The following is a 20,989-nucleotide window of genomic DNA, read 5'->3' on the forward strand; positions in this document are numbered from 1 at the left end:
GGAGCATGCCGATGGGCAATCGCCTTTCCAAGATCTACACCCGAACCGGGGACGATGGCTCAACAGGCCTGGCCGATGGCAATCGCATTGCCAAGAACGCACAGCGTGTCGAGGCCATGGGTACTGCCGACGAACTGAACTGCCACATTGGCCTGCTGATCGAAACCCTCGACAGCAACGACCCCCTGGTGGAGAGCCTGCGCCGCATCCAGCATCACCTGTTCGACCTGGGCGGCGAGTTCGCCATACCCGGCAGCAAGGTGATTGGCGAGGACCACATTGAATGGCTGGAGCAGACCCTTGATCACCATAACGAGGGAATTCCCCCGTTGAAGAACTTCATTCTCCCGGGTGGTACGCCCGCCGCAGCCCAGTGCCACCTGGCCCGGGCCGTTTGCCGGAGAGCCGAACGCATTGTGGTTGCCCTTGGGCACGAGGATTCCATCAACACCGCGTCCCGCCATTACCTGAACCGACTGTCGGACCTGCTGTTCGTGATCGCCCGGGTACTGGCCCGGCGGGACGGTGGCGAGGAAATTCTGTGGGAGCAAAAAAAATCCGGCCTCTGAGGGCCGGACTTCTGTTTTCGTGAGCACGTCACACTTTGAAGGCTTCCACCAGTCGCTGAAGCGATGCCGTAAGCTCGGACATCTCCCGGGATGATCCCAGGGTTTCCTCGGCGTTGGCGGCGGTGGTCTGGCCAAGATCGCCAATCTGAGCAACGCTCGTATTCACGTCCTTGGCCACGGCGGATTGCTCTTCCGCCGCCTGGGCAATCTGGTGGCTCATGTCCACAATGATTGAGATGCCCCGCGCAATGCGGTCGAGCGCTTCGGTGACCTGACCGGACTTGGTCACCGTGGTCTCGGTGACGTCCCGGCTATTGGTCATCGCCGAAACCGCATCCTTCACCCCACTCTGCAGCCGGGAGATCATACCCTCGATTTCTTCCGTTGACTTGTGGGTACGCTGGGACAAAGAGCGCACCTCGTCTGCCACCACCGCGAAGCCCCGGCCCTGCTCGCCAGCCCTCGCGGCTTCGATCGCTGCGTTCAGGGCAAGCAGGTTGGTCTGCTCGGCAATGGCCTTGATCTCAACCAGCACCTGACTGATGTTGTCACTGTCCTGGCTCACCCGGTTGATCACTTCAACGGCGCCAGAGATTTCCGAGGCCAGATGATTGATGGTTTCGACGGTATCCGCAACCACCTGCCGGCCGGTTTCGGTATCACTTTCGGCCGTGCCGGCACTGTCAGCCACCCGGTGGGCGCTCTCGGTGACCTCGTTGACGGCTTCCACCATCTGGTTCATGGCTTCGTTGATCTGCCCGCTCTCTTCCATCTGGCGAGCCACCGCCTCGCTGTTGGCGGCGGCCGTATCCTTGACCCGTGTCGCCTGTTGGTCCACGTCGGCCGTCGTACTGCTGACAGAGCGGATCAACTCGGCAATGCGATCGGTCATGTTGTTGAATTCGCTGGTCAGCTCGCCAAGCTCATCGCGGTTCTGCAGGTTGATGTGAGTGGTCATGTCACCCGCCGCAACGTTCCGGGCCGCCTCCGTAAACCGGTTGATGGCGGTGCGCACCGACATGAAGAAACCGATGTACAGATAGACAACCACGAGCAGGATCGCCACGAGTGCCACTACGATGAGGCGTCGCTGGTTAACCTGCTTTTCAAGTCGGGTGGAGAGGTTGCCCTCAACCACATCAAAGATGGCGGCGGTCAGCTCATCGTAACTCTCAAGCTGCGTACGAATCAGGGCGTCGTATTCCTGCCAGGGCATTTCCAGTCGCATCGGCGTGATGACATTGACGTCCAGGGCGTCACGCACCACGGTTAAACTGTCGTTGACTCGGGCAATCGTGTTGCCGGCTTCATTGGAAAGCTGGCCGGAGGCCTCTGCCGCCACTGACATCGCCGGGGCCAGCAATGAACTGCGGTTGGTCAGACGATCGTAGATTTCGTTGAGCCCCTCACTCAGGGCATAACCCACCTGGCCTTCGACGAGTGCAAAGGTGCCATAGGAGCGGGCCTGGCCAATCACGCCACGGGCCTCGGGCAAGGCTTCCCGAATCAACCCGAGGAGCAGCTGGTTCTCCCGGGACGCATCCTGGCCCAGCCCCGATATCTCGATGGTCGCTGGCAGAAGCGCCATCACCTTCTGCACGAACTCCTGGTAATACTTGAACTGGGGATCGATGTTGCCCTGGTAATTGTCATCCGCCCGCAGCGCTTTCCAATCCTCCTCGATAGCAGCCACCTGGTCCGCCCAGGATCCCGATGCATCAAACGAGCGTTGCTCCGCCGTCAGACTGCCCAACAGCGCATCAATCCGCTCGGCGGCGGCGTCGGAAGCCTCCAGCAGTCCGTCTTCGTTCTTGAGTACGCCGGCGGCGCGATAGTCCCGGTACGCCATGGAGGACGAGAGCAGCTGTTCGACGGTCGTCAGTTGCTGGAGCCCCTCAACGCCTCGGATCATGGTCTGGACCGACTGATTCAGCTGAGACATCACCAGCCAGGAAAGCCCACCGATCGGCAACAGGAACAGTATGCTGATCAGGCTGAACTTGTAGACCATGGGCAGCCGGTTCATCAGTGCTATGGCAGGATAGATAAGTTGCTTCACGGTTTCCCTCTCACTGGAACTTCAACAACTGAACGATCGTTCTTTTCTTATATTGTCGCCTGAAGCGCCAGAAACTTGAGCGTTAATTGTTGTTAAAATGTTGCCTCGGGTGGGGCTGGATCAAAGAACTCCGAAGATTACCAGCAACGCCAATCCGCAAATCCACACCAGCATGCTCCGGTTGAGAAGATCTCGGATTGCTCCCAGGCTACGCCCGCCAAAATCGACCCACTCGTCCGGGTGGATTCGGGAGAACCTCTCAGGGTCCAGCGCATACCCGGTTAACGACCCGTTTGCGGAAATCATTAGGACATCAGCCGTCTTTTTGGAGATTCCGCCGACGCTGGCGGGGAACTCGCGCATCCACCCGGCGAGGTCACCGGCAATGCCGAAGGTTATCGACAGCAGGCGAACCGGAAGCCAGGCCATCCATTCCGCCAACCTGTGGAACCGGGAGCGGGCGGCTGCCTGGGGCCACTGCTCAGACAGAGCCACCAATCCGCGAGCCAGAACCGCCAGACCAATACCGCCGACCACGTACCAGAAGCCAATCAGGAAAAAACGCTGGAAGACTGTGACCAGGAATACTTTCGACAGCGTCAGGTGCATGATTTCCGGGGACGCCGAGGCGCCTCGCTCCTCGGCGGGCAAGCGGTCTTCCACGGTGTGCCAGGCCGCCTGCATATCGCCTCGCTGCCAGGACACCGAGTAGCTCTGCAGTACGGGGCGCCAGCCCGGTGCCCCCATCATCAGGATCAGAACCAGCCATTCGATGGGGTACCCCACCATCCCCCAGCCAATGACATCGAGCAGGTACACCCCAAGGCCCACGATCAGCGCGGGCAGAACCACCAGCGCCAGGCCGCCGGCAATACCGGACTCATGACCGGCCTCGACCTTTGCAGCGCGATGGAACCAGTGCCGCCAGAGTGTGTCGCTGGAGAGTCTGTTGTGGGTATCGAGTCGGCGCCGAACCATGTAGGCCAGCAGGAATACGATCAGAACCATTCAGCCTCGCCTCTCGTTGCTTGCCGCAACGTCCGCAAGCAGGGTGCGGAAATGCGGCCAGTCAAACACAGGACCGGGATCGGTCTTTCGACCGGGGGCAATGTCGCAATGCCCGGTTAATCGCTCAGCCGTTATCGCCGGCCAGGCCAACATGATCACGTGCGCAAGCTGAGCCAGACTCCGGTACTGGGATTCCGAGTAGGGAATATCGTCCGTCCCTTCCAGTTCAATACCGATGGAGAAATCATTGCATTCCTCCTCCCCCTTGAAACACGAACGACCGGCGTGCCAGGCGCGCTCAAGAAGGCTGACAAACTGCACCAGTGAACCGTCCCGACGAATCAGGGCGTGTGCCGACACCTGCATGCCGGCAATGGTTTCAAAATACGGATGTGCCGAGTGATCCAGACGATTGCAGAAGAATTCTTCAATCTCGGGGCCACCAAACTGGCCCGGGGGCAGACTGATGTTGTGCACGACCAGCAGACTAATGGCGGCACCCTCGGGGCGGGGGCCGAAATTGGGTGACGGGCACCAGCGCGCCGCGGGTAACTTCCCGGTTTCACGAAGTGTGTTTATGTCGCTGGAAGAAACGACCGGTGAGGCTGGGGCTGTGTCTGATCGAGGCAAGGTAAATCCAAAAGTATCAGGGCATTACAGAATGCCCTGATTGAAGCACAAAGTCGCCGGTCTTGCTACGACTTCAGTCCTTGCGACTGCTGCGCAGGTTATCGATGATCGACTCCAGGGCGCGATCGAAGATCAGACCGTCATCAAGCATGCCAATTTCGCCCGAAGCCATGGCGGCAGCCAGGTCCTGGCGATGGTATTCCGCGACCTTGGCGCCACTGCGGTTCACAAAAATGTACTTACCGGTGGCCTTGATAAACGCCGCCAGCTTGCAACGAACTTTGCCACCGTCCTTCGACATCTCGATCCAGGAACCCACCCGCAATGCATCGGCACGGTCGAGCCACTCCTGTGCGATCCCGTCTGCTGGCGGAGCGGTGTCCGTTTCCACAACCTTGGGGGCCACGTGATTCGCACTCTGATCGAACGGCTCTTCCGGATGCGACGTATCGGCAAGGGCCGTCTCGCCTTCCGCGTCCGGCTCAACGGCGGCGTCTGCCGGCGCATGCTCGGCCTCCGCCTCCCGGGGCACGTCGACACTGGCAGGCGCTTTTACGGGCGGCTCGGAACGGGCGGGGGCCGTTACCAGGCGCTGGAACACATCAACGTGAGCCAGCTCCAGATCACGGATGATCGAGTCGGTCGCAAACGGATCCCAGGAAATCTCCTGCAAGGCCCGACGCAGGTCGTCGACGATGGATGGAATGGCTCTCAGCAGGTCGCTACGCGTTGTGTCAGATACCGGTTGCGGGTCGACACTCCAGACCAGCCGCTCGGTCAGATCACAGGCATCAGCCCATCTCTGGCTGTCTTCCCCTTCCCGCAGCACCAGCCACTGGAGGTACTTCCGCCAGGCTTCCTGCAGGAGCTGCGCGACCGGTGCCGGAATGTTCCGATTGATGACCAGGTCGCGAATCATGGCGTCGACCGCCTCGGACGCCCGCTCCTGTCGGGCACGTCCCTCTTCGGCATCACGCAGGCGCTGCTCGACCAGCTCCCGGCGCCGACGGTCGAGGTCCATGAAGTGGCTAAAATCGGTCAGCAGCTCTTCGAACAACCCAACGTTGTCGGTGAATTCATTCAGAATGCGTTCAACCACCGACTCAATCTTGTCCCGAAGCGGATCCCGCTGCCCGGAGCGCTTCTCGGTCCAGCCGATGGCCGAGAGTGCGAGTTCATTCAGCAGCTTGCGCACGGGGTGACCACCCCGGTTGAAAAAGTTCTTGTCGGTCAGGGCGACCTTGAGCACCGGAATTTGCAGGCGACTGATCAGCGATTTCATGACCGGGTGCAGTTGCCGGTCCTCAAGAATGAAATCGAACAGCATGCCAACCAGGTTAATGACGTCGTTATCGACCTGTCCCACGTTGGCAAACTTGCCCTGCTCGACGGTCAGCACCGGTTTGAGCTGATCGTTCAGGGTGATGATCTCGTCGACGCCCCATTGGCCGGACGCCGTCTGAATTTCACTCAACCGAGCCATCAGTCGGTCCGTATCCAGATAGCCTTCACCGGTAACGGCCCGGCCGGATCCCGCACCCTCGCCGCCCTGGTGCAGCAGCGCACTGAGCTCCGAAAACGTCGCCTGAGATCCCTGGCCTTCGCTCCCGGAACCGGTACCCGGGTATTTGGCGTCACTGGCCTTCGCCCCGGTGCCCGCGGACGATTTCTTCCCGCCCGACGATTCGGACGGTGGCCGCTTCATATCGGGGAGAATCCCCTCGGTGATCAGCGTCTGATTGGCTTCCTGGTAGAAATCTCCGAGTGTGTCGGCCAGCAGCCGGTCAAACAACTTGAGAACAACCAGCTTGGCGCGAATATCGATATCGAGGTCCGCACAGGCTTCCGCCACCCCACCACACAAGACTTCCGGGCTGAGCGGCATCTGGCTGTTGGCCAGCTCAATGGAAGGCACCACATGATTGACCCGCGCCGTCAGCAACCGGATCTGGTCGGAATACCGGGTACGCAACTTGTTGATCAGGTTTTCAATCGCAACCTGTTGCTCGAGCTGGGAGTGATCCACGAGGCTGAGGGAGTCCTCATCCACTTCGTCAAGAATGCCGGACGAATCCCGGGGCCGGAACTTGCCAATGTCGTTGAAGGCCTGGCTGACGTACTGGAGCATGGAAACCACCATGGCCTTGCGCCGGAGTCGCAGCTCCCGCATGGCGTCAAAATAGGCGGACTGGTCCACGGTGTTGCTGGCGCGGTCGGCCAATTCGAAGAGGGCGTCGTCCGAACGATCAAAGAAGTTTGCCAGCACCCGCTTCAGGGACTGACCCGATGCGTCACGTAAACGCACCAATGCCTGAGGCAGGGAAAATCTCTGCGGCGGCTTCTGGCCAGAGAAACTGACAATGTTGTTATCGCGCGCCATTGAGCTGCTCCGAGTCTGATCGCGAAATGCGGGGGGGACGTCCCTGAGTGTTTCATCATACGAGCTGTCTACGTCAGCTTGTGTCAGATTTTGTCACCTTTTGTGTACATCAGACGCTGGTCACAGTTTAACAGTTCACCCTGTATCACCCCGTTTCACCCCGTACCGTTTGGCGAATCCGTGCCGGGCCTATAGAATCCCCCGTTATTCACGTTCCAACCTGATTTGATCGGACCCGAAGCCATGATCCCTGCAGAACTTCTACGCCAAGCCCGAGTTGAGAATGTCGCCCAGAGTCTGCGTGAGGACATTGGCGATGGCGACATCACCGCTCAGTTGATTCCCGCGGACAAACTGGCATCGGGCCGGGTCATCACCCGTGAACACGCGACCATCGCCGGTTGCGACTGGGTCACCGAGGTGTTCCGCCAGGTCGACCCGACCGTGAAGCTGGACTGGCAGGTTACGGATGGCGACACCGTCTCCCCGGACCAGGTTCTGTTCCGGATGCAGGGACCGGCCCGCAGCCTGCTGACCGCAGAACGGTCAGCCCTGAACTGGCTGCAGACGCTCTCCGGCGTTGCCACGGTATGCGCCAATTACGCCCAAAAAGTGGCTCACACGGGCGTGCGCCTGCTCGACACCCGGAAAACCCTTCCCGGACTACGCCTCGCGATGAAATACGCCGTCACCTGTGGTGGCTGCCACAACCATCGAATTGGGCTGTGGGATGCGTTTCTGATCAAGGAAAATCACATCTCGGCGTGCGGCTCGATCGCCGGGGCGATCAGCGAAGCCCGGCGGATTGCCCCGGGCCGGCCGGTGGAAGTGGAAACGGAGTCCATGGACGAGCTGCAGCAGGCGCTCTCGGCCGGCGCCGACATCATCATGCTGGACGAATTTTCCCTCGAGGATATGCGCGCCGCCGTTGCCCTGACCAATGGCCGGGCCCGCCTGGAGGCCTCCGGCGGCATCAACGCACAGTCGCTGGTGACGGTCGCGGAAACCGGTGTCGACTACATCTCGATCGGCGCCCTGACCAAAGACGTCAAGGCAACGGATCTGTCCATGCGCCTCGACTGATCAGTTTCCGGACAACAGCCGGTCGATTTCTTCCAGCTCACGGATCAGGCCGACACCGGATTCCGGCCGACTGCGAAAATGCTCTTCGGCCATCGGAGCGATCCCCGATACGGCCGGCAGAGGGTGGTCATTCTCGATGATCACCTTCATTCGCTCAACGAACACGAACTGAATCCACTGGGTGAATTCCAGCGTGTCGACGCAGAAAGGCTGGGTGCTTTGCATCGCCTCCGGCGGTGGCGGCTCCTCGTCCCACAGCCCGAGCTGGCGCAGCTCCATCTCGATTCGGAGCAGACTGTCGGCAACCAGGCCGACCTGATCACTGGCATCACTCATAACAACCCTTTTTAATCGGCCAGGGGCTCCAGCTCCACCGTCTCACCGTTCAGTACTCGGAACAGATCTTCGTACTGACGGGTCAGGGTGTGCTTGGGAGCCATGTGAATGAGCGGCTGCCGGCTCTGGTGCGATTCTTTCATCTTGACGGAACTCGACAGCCGTACCGGCAGAACCGGCAGGCCCTCTTCCATCAATTCCCGGACCAGTTGCTTTGGCAGGCTGGCGCGCGGCTGAAACTGGTTGGCAACAATACCCTCGACCACCAGATCCTCGTTGTGGTCTTCCTGCAGGTCACGAATTTCATTCAGGATGTTGTACAGGGCCTGGCGGGAGAAATCATCGCAATCAAAGGGGATCAGACACCGCTGGGCCGCAATCAGGGCGGAACGGGTGTAAAAGTTCAGTGCCGGAGCCGTGTCGATGTAGATCGCGTCGAAGGTCTCACCGAGTTTCTTCAGGGCCTCACGCAATTTGTAGATCTTGTGCTTGGCCTCCAGCTTCCGCTCCAGAAAGTCCAGCTCCGGACTGGATGGCATCACAAAGAGGTTATCGAAGGGAGACGCATGTACGAATTCATCCGGACGGCGGTTGAAGACGGTAAAGGCCACCGTCTGCTCCAGCATGTCCGCGACCGTATCCCGGAGTTCGCCCGCAGGCTTGCCCAGAAGATAGTGGGTCGAATTGCCCTGGGGGTCCAGATCCACCACCAGCGTCCGCTTGCCTCGGGCCGCACTGATGGCCGCCAGGTTACACGTGATACTGGATTTGCCTACACCGCCCTTCTGATTGAATACAACCCGTCTCATGTCGTCTCTCCCTTGCGCACTTTCTAGTTTTTTAGGCCAACATTCCGTTTACCAGCCCATCACCGTCTTGACGAACGGAATGGTCAGTCGTCGCTGGGCCTGAAGCGAATTCTCATCCAGAGTGTCCAGAATTGCCAATAAATCTCCCAATCGGCGCGGGGCCCGCCGCATAATGAACCCGGCAACGTCGTCTCCGATCACCAGGCCCCGCTGTTCCGCACGGGCCATCAGGATGCGAAGTCGATCGTCATCCCGATAGATACCGAGTTGAACGGTCAGGCCGTGTGTGAGTCGCGACACCAGGTCCGGGAGCCTGAACGAGGCCGCGGAGGGAACCTCTGAAAGGCTGACGACCAGCAGGCCACCACGGTCCTGAACCCGGTTATACAGGTGAAACACCGCTTCTTCCCAAGCTTCCTGGCCAGCAATGCGGTCGAGGTCATCAAGGCAGATGACGTCCGCACCCTCCAGCCCGCCCAGTGCCTCGGGGCCAAAGGGTTCCAGCTCGGCAATGCTGATGCACACGGCAGCCCGCCCCCTGCTCTCCGCATCGTGGCAGACGGCCTGGAGCAAATGACTCTTGCCGGTATCCGAATCTCCGGAAATCACCACAACCGGGATGCCGTCCGGCTGATCACAGATAGCCTTGAGACGCGACGCCGCACTCGCGTTCCGGTCGCCGTGAAAGTTCCCGAAGCGGGCATCATCACGGAGCTTGATTCCAAGCGACAGCTGCGATGCTTTCACGACCGCCTGGCCCTCCACGCCCGCACACCCCACACCAGCACATAGTGCAAGCCACTGAAGACCGCCGACACCGCCACCAGCAAGATGCCGGCGTCCAGGACCCAGGGCTGCATGGGCAGGCCCGCCAGCAGCACAATGATGGCAAGAACCACTAGAATCTGGATGAAGGTGTTGAGCTTGCCCGGGATACTGGGCTGCATGTCAAAGCGTCCGATACCGTAATGATAAGCCAGAGCGCCGACCACGATCAGGAAATCGCGGCCGAGAACGAGAACGAAAAGCCACACCGGCAGCACGCCGGTCAACGTGAGCATCAGGTAAGCCGTCAACAGGAGGGCTTTATCGGCCAGGGGGTCGGCGATCGCGCCGAACCTGGACCGCCAGTTGAAATGCCGGGCCAGGAAGCCATCAAACGCATCGGTGGCCGCCGCCACGACAAAAATCAGCAACGCGAGTCGATAGTTCTCGGACAGCAGTCCGCCCGCGAAGGGAGCAATCAGCAGGATGCGCAAAAACGTCAGGGCATTGGGAATCCAGCGCCAGCGTTCCAAACTCACAAGGCTCCCTCCGGTAGCGCCTTACTGTCCGTCACCCTTCCCGATGACGGGCGTTGTTTCCCAACGATAATACAGCACCTGATACAGGGATTCGAACGCCTGCTCGGCCTCCTGCTCATCGACCGGCATTGGCTGATAGGAAAACATGGACTGATTCCCCTCCGCGGCTTCTGCCCCGGTAGCCGTGTCCGCCTCGGCCTCCGGAGCGACGTCAGCCCCGGGTGTAACGTCGGCCTCAGCGTCGGCCGACTCCGCAACCTCGGTGGCGGCCGGTCCCGGCACCACGTCCGCCCCGGAAGGCTCTGACGAGGTTACGTCCGGGCCACTCGGCTCCCCTTCCATCGCAACAAAACGGGGATCCAGGGCAATGTATTCCTTGAGCTGGTCCAGCTCACCGGAAAACGCCACACGGAGCGTCAACTGATCGCCCTTGACCCGCGTCGCGCCAACGTTCACCACGGGCGTCAGCCCCTCGAGGACGTCGTTGATCTTGCCATAATCCTCAACGGATGAGACGCCGCGCAGGACAATATCCACCTGAGGGGACTCCCCGACTTCGCCGGCGGCAACGGCGTACCGGTTCGCGTAACGCTCGGCCCAGCGATTGACGACAGTCTGCGCCAGGGCTTCCGGAGTCGGTGCGGTCACCGATTCCTCCCCACCGTCCATGGACATACCCTCAAACACCCAGCCAGCCCGCCACTGACCGCCGGTCCGGTTGACCCGGACCAGCGCCATGACGTCGTGCTCAATATCACCGGAAACCGCATTGATTCGATTAACGAACTGCCCCCAGAGGTCGGAGAGCAATTCGCGATCGCCGCTGAACCTCGCGGGAGGCAACGCCACCGGCAGGCCCCGGTCCAGAGCGGCCTGATCGAACGCACGTTGCCAGGTCGACGACGTCTGCTGGCCGCCGGCGGCACCGGAATCCGGACTCTCGGTGATCAGAGACCGGGCACCCCGGTCCTCAACGGCCACCCAAGCCAGGGTCAGGGGGCGGTTTGCGCCCCACACCGGCGCATTAATGGACGCCAGGGCACGGTTGACACCAACCGCCCCGAACGCCATGCGAAGCCGGTTGTCGCCATTCTCACCACGCAGGTACTGATACGACAGCAACAGGGACTCGGCATCCGCCAGCAAGGCTTCCACGCCCTCCTGATCCAACACATCCCGGGTTCCGGACACACGAACGAAGACTCTGGCGAGACCATCGGCATAGCCGACAGCAAGTTCGTTTGGGGATGACCCGGTTACGGGCACTTCAACCGAGTAGAGGCCGGACACGGTGACCGCGGAGGCGGGCACACAAAAGGCTGCGAGAATGAGCCCCAACATGAAAGCCCACGCGGCCGGTCCAGACTGGTACGCCGACTTAGGTCCTGATACTGACATGAAACACCCTGCAGTTCGCATGAATGGCGCATAGGATACACCATGGCCCAGGACGTGAGTAGCAGGCCAGGGTTTCAGAAAAGCAATATTGGCAATACGTTGACCACTTAGCGTTCCGGCCGGCACGCGGTAGGGGGAATTACATTTGGAGCGCCACACCGCACCTGTTAAAATCCGCCGCCTGACCCACTGGCCAACGGTTAAAGTACCCCATGAGCGAACAGAAGCCCTCCCTGACCTACCGTGATGCCGGCGTTGATATCGACGCAGGCAATGAACTCGTCAATCGCATCAAGCAGACGGCCGCGCGCACCAAGCGCCCGGAAGTCCTTGGCGGATTGGGCGGGTTTGGCGCCATGGTTTCAATTCCGGCCGGATACAATGAGCCAGTCCTGGTTTCCGGAACGGATGGCGTTGGCACCAAGCTGCGTTTGGCGATGCAACTGCAGAAACACGACAGCATTGGCATTGACCTGGTGGCCATGTGTGTAAACGATCTTGTGGTGGGCGGCGCCGAACCGCTTTTCTTCCTGGATTACTACGCGACCGGCAAGCTCAACGTGGATGTGGCCGCCCAGGTGGTGTCCGGCATTGGCGAGGGCTGCGAGCAGTCCGGTTGCGCCCTGGTTGGCGGCGAAACGGCAGAGATGCCGGGCATGTATGAAGGCGACGACTACGATCTCGCCGGTTTCTGTGTCGGCGTTGCCGAGCGCAGCGAAATCATTGACGGCAGCCGGGTCCAGGCTGGCGACGTTCTGTTGGCGCTGGGCTCATCCGGCCCACACTCCAATGGTTACTCCCTGATTCGTAAAATCCTGGAAGTAAGCAATGCCAATCTGGATCAGGCCCTGGACGGCACCACCCTGGGCGACGCCCTGATGGCTCCGACTCGCATCTACGTCAAGAACCTTCTGCAGCTGATCCGGGAAGTGGATGTCCGGGCTCTGTCCCATATCACCGGCGGCGGCCTCCCCGAGAACATTCCCCGGGTGCTTCCGGATGGCAGCGTAGCGGCTATCGACACCGCCAGCTGGACCCTGCCCCCGGTCTTCCAGTGGCTGAAGGACGCCGGCGGCGTTGCCACCGAGGAAATGTACCGAACCTTCAACTGCGGCATTGGCATGATTGTCTGCGTGCCGTCCAACCAGAAAGACCTCGCACTCGATACCCTGAAAGCGCTAGGAGAACACGCCTGGCAGGTGGGCGTGATCGAAGCAGCGGACTCCGCGGACGCCGCCCCCGTGGTTCGCTACGCACCAGGGCTGCTCTCGGCATGAAGGCAGATCAGGCTCCCATGCCCCGAATCCTGATCCTGGCTTCCGGCAGCGGCACCAACGTCCAGGCGCTGATGGAGGCCAGCCGGGAGCGGGATTTTCCCGGTCAGATCTGCGCCGTTGGCAGCAACCGCCCGAACGCCTTTGCACTGGAACGCGCCGCTCAGGCCCACATCGAGACGTTCGTGGTCGATCACAAGAAGTACGACTCACGGGAAGCCTTCGATGGGGCCCTGATGGCTGAAATCCGGCGGCACAATCCGGATCTGATCGTACTGGCCGGATTCATGCGCATTCTGACCACGGATTTTGTTCGGGCTTTCCGAGGCCAGTTGCTGAATATTCATCCGTCACTGCTGCCCAAATACACCGGCCTGAACACCCATCAACGGGTGCTGGACGCCGGAGACACCCAACACGGCGTGTCGGTCCACTTTGTCACCGAGGAACTGGATGGCGGACCGGTCATCGCACAGGCCGAAGTGAGCGTCGCCCCCGATGACACCGCGGAGACGCTGGCAGAGCGGGTGCAGGCGAAAGAACACATTCTCTACCCGATTGTGGTTCGCTGGTTCTGCGAGGGCCGAATCCAGCTCGGAAGCGATTACGTGCTGTTCGACGGAGAGCTTCTGACCACCCCGATGCGGCTTCCTGATAACTGAGTCCCACCCTGAACGGATTGTCATCTCCCCACCGCTGGTAACCCGCTAAACTGTCGCCATTAGAGACGGCTTTTGGGTTACCAGTTATGCATCTGATTCGACGGACCGCAAAGATACTGCCTGCCGTGGCAGCAACACTGCTGCTCCAGGCATTACTGAACATTCCCGCCCATGCAGAGGAGCCCGGCTCCACCCTTACCCCTTACCAGGCCACTTACACCGCCTCGATGAACAAGGGCGTGTCCCTCAACGGCACCGCAAAGCGCACCCTCAGCGACCAGGGAAATGGCGTCTGGCTCTACCGCACCGACGTCGACTCCTTCATTGCCGATATTGACGAATCGCTGATACTGAAATGGGAAGACAACCGGGTCATCCCGTTGCGCTATCGGTATCGTCTGTCCGGCTTCCTGATCAAGGACCGGGAACAATCGATTGATTTTGACTGGGACGCGGGGATTGCCACCGGCAAATACCGTGGCAAGGCGTTTGAACTGGAGCTGTCGGAAGGCGTGCTGGACCCGCTGGGCTTCCAGCTTCAACTGAGCCAGGACATCAAGTCCGGCAAGCGTGACCTGACGTACCAGGTCATTGATGGCGGTGATTACGACCACGACCGTTTCGCGGTTCTTGACCGGGAACCATTGGAAACCTCCCGCGGCCCCATCCCGACCCTGAAAGCAGAGAAAGTGCGGGATGAGTCATCAAAGCGTGAGACGCTGATGTGGTTTGCGCCTGATGAAGACTTTCTGCTGGTCCGCCTTCTTCAGGTTGAACCTGACGGCAGTAGCTACGAGCTGAAGTTGCACCGGGCCGACCTCGGCAGCTAGGCCCCGCCACTGGCCTCGGCCCAGACCGCCTTGACTTCATCTGCAATGATCCGAAGGCCCTCGGCAACGCGGGCATCGTCCTGAGAATAGGTCACCCTGAGGCACTCATGGCGATGCTTCCAGTTATCGTCCGGCAGGCCCGGGAAGAAATAGTGACCGGACACCACCAGCACGCCGCGCGCTTTCAGGCGCTGGTATAACTCCAGACTGGTGATGGGTAGGTCCGGGAACCACAACCACAGGAACATGGCCCCTTCGGGCTTGTGAATGTACCAGCGGCACGTATCTTCGCCCATGGCCTGGCGAAAGGTCGCAACGGCCTTTTCCATTTTTGCCTTGTAGAACGGACATACCACGTCCCGACTCAGGGACAGAATCTCACCGGACCGGACCAGTGGATCTGCCAGCATCGCGCCAAAGCTGCCGGTCGCCAGGTTCATGATGGCGTTGACGCCGGACAGCGCCTTGATAACTGGCTTGGCCGCAATCACGATCCCGGTTCTTGCCGCCGGCAACCCGAGCTTGGAGAGGCTCAGGCACAGGATGATCTGGTCGTTCCAGGTCGGCTTGGCATCAACAAACAACAGACTTGGGAACGGCGTGCCGTAAGCCCCATCCACGATCAACGGCACATCGTGCTCACGGGCCAATGCTTCGAGCCTGGCCAGCTCATCGTCGGTGACGACATTGCCGGTGGGATTGGTGGGCCGGGAAACACAGATCGCGCCGGTTTCCCCGGTGACTTCGACCGCATCGAAGTCGACACGGTACTTGAATTCGTGGGCATCGGTGAACGAGATGTCGGGCTGAACCGCGTGAAACAGACCGGGCTCAATGCCGGCGTCCGCGTAACCAATGTACTCGGGGGCCAAGGGCAACAGGATGTGCTTGTGCTGGCCATTACCGTAATCGCCGCCAAACATGTTGAACAGCATGAAGAAGGCGGCCTGGCTGCCGTTGGTGAGCGCAATATTCTCGGGCTCAAGGCCCCAGCCGTACTCGCGATTCAGAAGTTCCGCGAGCGCGCCAATGAACTGCTTCTCACCCTGGGGCGGATCATAGATGCCCACCAACCGCCGGACATCGCCCTCGCTTTGACTCATATCCGCCAGAATTTCCTGGACCCGCTGCTGGATTTCAGGAATGTGACCGGGATTCCCACCGCCCATCATGATCATGTCATCGCCGGACGCCATGGCATTGCCCAGATCGTCCATCAGCGAGGTTATACCGGCATCGGCTGTAAACTTGCGACCAAATGCAGAGAGTTTCATGGCGTTAAATCCGTCGTGCACACCCGGTGAATAAAAAATCAGCACCAGGGACAGTGTAGCCGGTCCCCGATGGCGGAGCTTACTCGGCCAGCGAAATCCCCAGGTTACTGACGCCGTCGTTGGCAGCATCGTCCCGCAGCTTCTCGATGAACTGCTCTGTGGGGGTACGCTGGCGCTTCAGCGCCAACACGATGTCGCGCTGGAAGGCCTTGTCTTCTTTCATCAGGGGATGCTGGTCAAGCAGGCGCACCAGTTCATCCTCGTCGAGCTCGTCGCCCTCGGACAGCTCGACAAAATTCATGACGGTGCCCGTGGCCATTTGCGACGCCTCTGTCGCCCGGTGTTTCGCCGGGTTCAGGCGGTTGAGCAGGGCCTGCTCGAGCAACTGGCAGAAATCGAACGCCGGATACACGCCGTAGGCATCGTAGGCGTCCACGTCCGGGGACAGTGTTTCGAGCTTGGCCAGCAATTGGGGAATGGCGGATTCGGCCGCATCCTTCTGCAGCATGTCCCAGGCCAGGTCCAGCAGTTGCTGCATCTTGGCGCCGGTCTTCAGGCCCACCGCATCGGCAAACAGCGCATAATTCGGAAAGGAGCGCTCGGCGAGCGCCAGCAGGAAGGCGCATTCGCGCCATCCCTGCAGTTGGGAAACGGCTTTCAGGAACTGGTTGGCGTTCATGTCCGCGGCAGGGTCACGCCAGTCTGACCCAGGTACTTGCCGCCACGATCCTTGTAACTGGTCTCGCAGATCTCGTCGGATTCGAAGAACAGCATCTGCGCAACACCTTCGTTGGCGTAGATTTTCGCCGGCAGGTTGGTAGTGTTGGAAAATTCCAGGGTGACCTGTCCTTCCCACTCGGGCTCAAGGGGCGTCACGTTGACGATGATGCCGCAACGGGCATAGGTGGACTTTCCAAGGCAGATGGTGAGCACGCTGCGGGGAATGCGGAAGTATTCCACGGTGCGAGCCAGAGCAAAGGAGTTCGGCGGGATGATGCAGACGTCGCCGGTATAGTTCACAAAGCTGTTTTCATCAAAATTCTTCGGGTCGACCGTCGCGGAGTGGACGTTGGTGAAGATTTTGAACTCGTTGCTGCAGCGCACGTCATAGCCGTAGCTCGAGGTGCCGTAGGAGATAACCCGGCCTTTTTCGGATTCACGAACCTGCCCGCTTTCGAACGGTTCGATCATGCCGTGCTGCTCGGACATCCGGCGAATCCACTTATCGGATTTGATGCTCATGGGTGAAGTCTCGTTTCCACTGGAAAAATTGAGGCGTAGTTTACCTGTTCGGCGGGGGTCTGTCGAAGTCCCGCAGGCTCACTTTAGCGGGGGGCTGCGACCACAGGAAACACGTGCCAAAAACCGCTACGAGCACATCCATGTGCGCTTGTCTCCGGCCATCCCTGGCCTACGACATTTTTGGCAAGTGTTTCCTGCGCTCGCGATCAAACGATGAGCAGCCTGCAGGAAAAATCTGAACTTAGTGCTCGGTTACCGAAACACTGGAGATCGAACCGCTGAGATTGCGCTCACGGGTGGACAGTTCAGCGCCCACCTTACGGGCAATGTCCCGATAACGGCGCGCCACTTCAGAGTCCGGCTCCGCCACCACAGAGGGCCGGCCGCCGTCGGTCTGCTCGCGGATGGTCATGTGCAGTGGCAGTTGGCCGAGCAGCGTGGTGTCGTATTCCTCGGCGATCCGCTCGCCGCCGCCATGACCGAACAAGGGCTCTTCGTGGCCGCAGTTGCTGCAGATGTGGACGCTCATGTTCTCAACCACACCCAGAACCGGGATATCTACCTTGCGAAACATTTCGATGCCCTTTTTGCCGTCCAGCAAGGCGATGTCCTGGGGTGTCGTGACGATGACGGCGCCGGTCACGGGCACCTTCTGGGCCAGGGTCAGCTGGATGTCGCCGGTGCCCGGCGGCATGTCGACGATCAGGTAATCAAGCTCGTTCCAGAGGGTCTGCTGGAGCAACTGCATGACCGCACCACTCACCATCGGACCGCGCCAGACCATGGGGGTCTTTTCGGTGACCACAAACGCCATGGAGTTGGCCTGGAGGCCATGGGCTTCCATGGGCACGAAGTACTTGTTTTCACGGGTGTCCGGCCGCTTTCCTTCCGGCACGCCCAGCATCATGCCGATGCTGGGTCCGTAGATGTCCGCGTCCAGGATGCCAACCCGGGCTCCTTCGGCCTGCAGTGCCAGGGCGAGGTTAACGGCCGTGGTGGACTTGCCGACACCGCCTTTACCGGAGGCCACGGCAATGATGTTTTTCACCCCTGGAACGGACGGCAGGTCTTTCTGGACCTTGTAGGAGTGTATCTTCTGCCCGACATGCACCTCGGCATGCTCGACCCCATCCACGTTTTCGAGCGCCACGGAAACCAGCTGTTTGAGGGCGCCGGCGATGCCTTTGGACGGGTACGGCAGCTCGACCATCAACGTCACGTTGCCCGCGTCGTCAGCGTTCAGTGCCTTGACGGCATCGAGCTCGTAAAGGTCCTTTTCCAGATACGGATCGCGGTACTCGCGAATCGCCGCCTGCAGGGCCTGCTCTGAAATCTGTGTCATCGGGTTCTCCGGAATAAGCTCATGCTTGATTTTAAGCACGGAAACAGGTGATTCGGGTGAAAAATTTCTGCTCGGAAGGTATCATCTGTGCCCGTTTCTGACCATACAACCCCTACTTTGAAGAAAGGTTCGGACACACCATGACGCAAGCGAGTCCAAAGCAACAGCGCGATATTCTGGTCACCAGCGCCCTGCCCTATGCCAATGGCCCCATTCATCTGGGCCACCTGCTGGAATACATTCAGACCGACATCTGGGTGCGCTACCAGAACATGCGCGGCCAGAACTGCTACTACGTTTGCGCCGACGATGCCCACGGTACCGCTATTATGCTGCGAGCCGAGCGCGAAGGCATCAGTTCCGAGCAATTGATCGATCGCATTCGCGAGGAACACCAGCAGGACTTCGGTGGCTTCCACATTCGCTTCGACAACTATTACACCACCCACTCGGAAGAGAATCGCCAGTTCTCCGAGTACATCTACCATCAGCTTCAGGAAAACGGGCACATTGCCACGCGCAAGATCACCCAGTCCTTCGATCCGGAAAAGAACATGTTCCTGGCGGACCGCTTCATCAAGGGCACCTGCCCGAAGTGCAAGACCGAGGACCAGTACGGTGATAACTGCGAGGCCTGTGGTGCCACATACACCCCGGCCGAGCTGATCAACCCTCGCTCTGCGGTCTCCGGCGCAACCCCGATCGAGAAGGAGTCTGAACACTATTTCTTCAAGCTCCCCGATTTTCACGACTTCCTGGCTAACTGGACCCGCAGCGGCACGCTTCAGCCGCAGGTTGCCAACAAGCTGGCCGAATGGCTGGATGCCGGGCTGCAGGAATGGGACATCAGCCGCGACGCGCCCTACTTCGGTTTCGAGATTCCGGATGCGCCGGGCAAGTACTTCTACGTCTGGCTGGACGCGCCCATCGGCTACCTCGCCAGCTTCAAGAACCTGTGTAACCGGGAAGGCATCGATTTCGAGCACTTCTGGAAAGCCGATTCCACGGCCGAGGTCTATCACTTCATCGGCAAGGACATTATCAACTTCCACGCCCTGTTCTGGCCGTCCATGCTCCACGATGCCGGCTTCCGGACACCGACTGCGGTCTGGGCCCACGGTTTTGTAACCGTCAACGGCAAGAAGATGTCCAAATCCCGTGGCACCTTCATCATGGCCCGCACCTACCTGGATCATTTGAATCCGGAGTACCTGCGGTACTATTTCGCCGCCAAGCTCACCGGTGGCGTGGATGACATGGACCTTAACCTGGAAGACTTTGCCGCCCGGGTGAACTCGGACCTCGTGGGCAAAGTGGTCAACATTGCCAGCCGCAGCGCCGGTTTTATCACCAAGCGGTTTGACGGGCAGCTCGGCAAGGTTACCGAGCATGACAAGCTCCGGGAATTCATTGAGGCCGGCAAGGACATCGAGGAATTCTACGAATCCCGCGAATTCGGCCGTGCCATGCGCCGCATCATGGAGCTGGCCGACATTGCCAACCAGTACGTCAATGACGAACAGCCGTGGGTCATCGCCAAGCAGGAAGGGCAGGACGAAAAACTGCAGGCCATCTGCACCAACGCCCTGAACATGTTCCACCTGCTGATTACCTACCTCGCGCCGGTTCTGCCGGAAACCGCCAAGGCGTCCGAGGCTTTCCTGAATGCGCCGCTGAACTGGAACGACCGGGCCCAGCGTCTGGAAAACCATGGCATCAACAAGTTCAAGCCGCTGATGAACCGGGTGGACATGGCCCAGATCGAGAAGATGCTGGACGCGTCCAAGGAAGAACTGCCCGCAGCGACCGGCAAGCCGGCACCGGCTGCCAATCTGGAGCCGGTCGCCGATGAGATAGAATTCGGCGATTTCGCGAAGGTGGACCTCCGCGTTGCAAAGATTGTCAAAGCGGAGCATGTGGACGGCGCGGACAAACTCCTGCGTCTGACGCTGGATATCGGGCACGGTGAGCGCAATGTGTTCGCCGGCATCAAGTCCGCGTACAAGCCTGAAGACCTTGAAGGCCGGCTGACGGTGATGGTTGCCAACCTGCAGCCGCGTAAAATGAAATTCGGCCTGTCCGAGGGCATGGTTCTGGCCGCAGGGCCGGGAGGTAAAGAGATCTTTATTCTCTCACCGGATTCCGGCGCCACGCCCGGCATGCGGATCATGTAAGCAGAGAACGAGGCAGAGCAGCTCCGATGACAGAGTATTTGCTGATTCTGGTCAGCACCATACTGGTGAACAATTTCGTGTTGGTGCAGTTCCTGGGGCTGTGTCCCTTCATGGGGGTTTCCGGCAAGCTGGAAACCGCCATGGGCATGTCCCTGGCCACCACCTTCGTGCTGACGCTGTCATCGGTCTGCAGCTACCTGGCTTATACCTACCTGCTGGCGCCGCTGGATCTCGCCTTCCTGAAAACCATCACTTTTATTCTGGTGATCGCCGTGGTGGTCCAGTTCACCGAAATGGTGGTTCGCAAGACCAGCCCGCTGCTCTACCGGGTCCTCGGCATTTTCCTGCCCCTGATCACCACCAACTGCGCCGTTCTGGGTGTTGCACTTCTGAACCTGAACAAGAACAACAACTTCGTTGAATCCGTACTCTACGGTTTTGGTGCCGCCGCCGGGTTTTCCCTGGTGCTGGTGCTGTTTGCGGCCATGCGGGAACGCATCGCCGTCGCCGATGTGCCGGTTGCCTTTCGGGGCGCCGCCATTGGTATGGTAACCGCAGGGTTGATGTCACTGGCGTTTCTGGGCTTCACAGGCCTGGTCAGCGTTTAACGGAGAC

Annotated in this window: 20 protein-coding genes; 7 read left to right on the top strand and 13 right to left on the bottom strand. The window is 60.0% G+C overall.

Translation table 11 applies throughout. The features are described from left to right. The first annotated feature begins 11 nt into the window (after positions 1-11). Positions 12-569, top strand: a complete 558-nt coding sequence (locus tag KXD86_RS18360) for a cob(I)yrinic acid a,c-diamide adenosyltransferase (RefSeq protein WP_218637593.1) — start codon at positions 12-14, stop codon at positions 567-569. A 28-nt stretch (positions 570-597) separates the two neighbouring features. Here the strand turns inward: KXD86_RS18360 and KXD86_RS18365 are convergent, their stop codons facing one another. The 4 genes from KXD86_RS18365 to KXD86_RS18380 all read right to left on the bottom strand — a co-directional run bounded on the left by KXD86_RS18365 (position 598) and on the right by KXD86_RS18380 (position 6,646). Beyond that, positions 598-2,595, bottom strand: a complete 1,998-nt coding sequence (locus tag KXD86_RS18365; protein WP_376770992.1) for a methyl-accepting chemotaxis protein — start codon at positions 2,593-2,595, stop codon at positions 598-600. A gap of 153 nt (positions 2,596-2,748) precedes the next feature. Then, entirely contained in the window at positions 2,749-3,636 is an 888-nt protein-coding gene (locus KXD86_RS18370) for a CobD/CbiB family protein (RefSeq protein ID WP_218637595.1), read from the bottom strand. Beyond that, positions 3,637-4,266 (bottom strand): 1,6-anhydro-N-acetylmuramyl-L-alanine amidase AmpD, encoded by a 630-nt coding sequence (ampD, locus tag KXD86_RS18375; protein WP_228739709.1) that lies wholly within the window; start codon positions 4,264-4,266, stop codon positions 3,637-3,639. A 73-nt stretch (positions 4,267-4,339) separates the two neighbouring features. Beyond that, positions 4,340-6,646 (bottom strand): DUF1631 domain-containing protein, encoded by a 2,307-nt coding sequence (locus tag KXD86_RS18380; RefSeq protein WP_218637596.1) that lies wholly within the window; start codon positions 6,644-6,646, stop codon positions 4,340-4,342. Between the two features lie 243 nt (positions 6,647-6,889). Between KXD86_RS18380 and nadC the strand changes: the two genes are divergently transcribed. Then, entirely contained in the window at positions 6,890-7,729 is an 840-nt protein-coding gene (gene nadC / locus KXD86_RS18385) for a carboxylating nicotinate-nucleotide diphosphorylase (RefSeq protein ID WP_218637597.1), read from the top strand. Here nadC and KXD86_RS18390 read toward each other — a convergent pair whose 3' ends face one another. From KXD86_RS18390 to KXD86_RS18410, 5 genes are read right to left on the bottom strand one after another with little or no spacing between them, the layout of a single operon-like run. Beyond that, positions 7,730-8,065 (bottom strand): YqcC family protein, encoded by a 336-nt coding sequence (locus tag KXD86_RS18390; protein ID WP_218637598.1) that lies wholly within the window; start codon positions 8,063-8,065, stop codon positions 7,730-7,732. Between the two features lie 11 nt (positions 8,066-8,076). Further along, on the bottom strand, positions 8,077-8,874 hold the full coding sequence (locus tag KXD86_RS18395; protein ID WP_218637599.1) for a ParA family protein: 798 nt from the start codon (positions 8,872-8,874) through the stop codon (positions 8,077-8,079). 48 nt (positions 8,875-8,922) lie between these two features. Next, on the bottom strand, positions 8,923-9,621 hold the full coding sequence (gene hda, locus KXD86_RS18400) for a DnaA regulatory inactivator Hda (protein WP_218637600.1): 699 nt from the start codon (positions 9,619-9,621) through the stop codon (positions 8,923-8,925). Further along, complete coding sequence (locus tag KXD86_RS18405) at positions 9,618-10,178, bottom strand: CDP-alcohol phosphatidyltransferase family protein (RefSeq protein ID WP_218637601.1); 561 nt, start codon at positions 10,176-10,178, stop codon at positions 9,618-9,620. Before KXD86_RS18405 ends, hda begins: the two co-directional genes overlap by 4 nt. Positions 10,179-10,199: 21 nt before the next feature. After that, positions 10,200-11,576, bottom strand: coding sequence for a DUF8605 domain-containing protein (locus tag KXD86_RS18410; RefSeq protein WP_228739710.1), 1,377 nt, complete (start codon positions 11,574-11,576; stop codon positions 10,200-10,202). A 212-nt stretch (positions 11,577-11,788) separates the two neighbouring features. On the opposite strand from KXD86_RS18410, the gene purM reads away from it, so the two are divergent. The 3 genes from purM to KXD86_RS18425 all read left to right on the top strand — a co-directional run bounded on the left by purM (position 11,789) and on the right by KXD86_RS18425 (position 14,342). Next, positions 11,789-12,853, top strand: a complete 1,065-nt coding sequence (gene purM / locus KXD86_RS18415) for a phosphoribosylformylglycinamidine cyclo-ligase (protein WP_218637602.1) — start codon at positions 11,789-11,791, stop codon at positions 12,851-12,853. Then, entirely contained in the window at positions 12,850-13,512 is a 663-nt protein-coding gene (gene purN, locus KXD86_RS18420; protein ID WP_218637603.1) for a phosphoribosylglycinamide formyltransferase, read from the top strand. Before purM ends, purN begins: the two co-directional genes overlap by 4 nt. 125 nt (positions 13,513-13,637) lie before the next feature. Further along, positions 13,638-14,342 (top strand): DUF3108 domain-containing protein, encoded by a 705-nt coding sequence (locus tag KXD86_RS18425; RefSeq protein ID WP_312846330.1) that lies wholly within the window; start codon positions 13,638-13,640, stop codon positions 14,340-14,342. Here KXD86_RS18425 and KXD86_RS18430 read toward each other — a convergent pair. The 4 genes from KXD86_RS18430 to apbC all read right to left on the bottom strand — a co-directional run bounded on the left by KXD86_RS18430 (position 14,339) and on the right by apbC (position 18,200). Further along, positions 14,339-15,616 carry a valine--pyruvate transaminase gene (locus tag KXD86_RS18430; RefSeq protein WP_218637605.1) on the bottom strand — a complete coding sequence of 426 codons (1,278 nt, stop codon included), beginning with the start codon at positions 15,614-15,616 and terminating at the stop codon, positions 14,339-14,341. The genes KXD86_RS18425 and KXD86_RS18430 overlap by 4 nt on opposite strands. A 79-nt stretch (positions 15,617-15,695) precedes the next feature. Then, positions 15,696-16,295, bottom strand: coding sequence for a YjaG family protein (locus KXD86_RS18435; RefSeq protein ID WP_218637606.1), 600 nt, complete (start codon positions 16,293-16,295; stop codon positions 15,696-15,698). After that, on the bottom strand, positions 16,292-16,858 hold the full coding sequence (gene dcd / locus KXD86_RS18440) for a dCTP deaminase (protein ID WP_218637607.1): 567 nt from the start codon (positions 16,856-16,858) through the stop codon (positions 16,292-16,294). The genes KXD86_RS18435 and dcd overlap by 4 nt, the downstream gene beginning before the upstream one ends. A gap of 241 nt (positions 16,859-17,099) precedes the next feature. Further along, complete coding sequence (gene apbC, locus KXD86_RS18445; RefSeq protein WP_218637608.1) at positions 17,100-18,200, bottom strand: iron-sulfur cluster carrier protein ApbC; 1,101 nt, start codon at positions 18,198-18,200, stop codon at positions 17,100-17,102. 140 nt (positions 18,201-18,340) lie between these two features. On the opposite strand from apbC, the gene metG reads away from it, so the two are divergent. Together metG and rsxA are read left to right on the top strand one after the other, a co-directional pair. Further along, on the top strand, positions 18,341-20,374 hold the full coding sequence (gene metG, locus KXD86_RS18450) for a methionine--tRNA ligase (protein WP_218637609.1): 2,034 nt from the start codon (positions 18,341-18,343) through the stop codon (positions 20,372-20,374). 26 nt (positions 20,375-20,400) lie between these two features. After that, positions 20,401-20,982 (top strand): electron transport complex subunit RsxA, encoded by a 582-nt coding sequence (rsxA, locus tag KXD86_RS18455; protein WP_218637610.1) that lies wholly within the window; start codon positions 20,401-20,403, stop codon positions 20,980-20,982. Positions 20,983-20,989 lie beyond the last annotated feature (7 nt).

This window comes from Marinobacter arenosus, assembly GCF_019264345.1.
GTDB lineage: Bacteria > Pseudomonadota > Gammaproteobacteria > Pseudomonadales > Oleiphilaceae > Marinobacter > Marinobacter arenosus.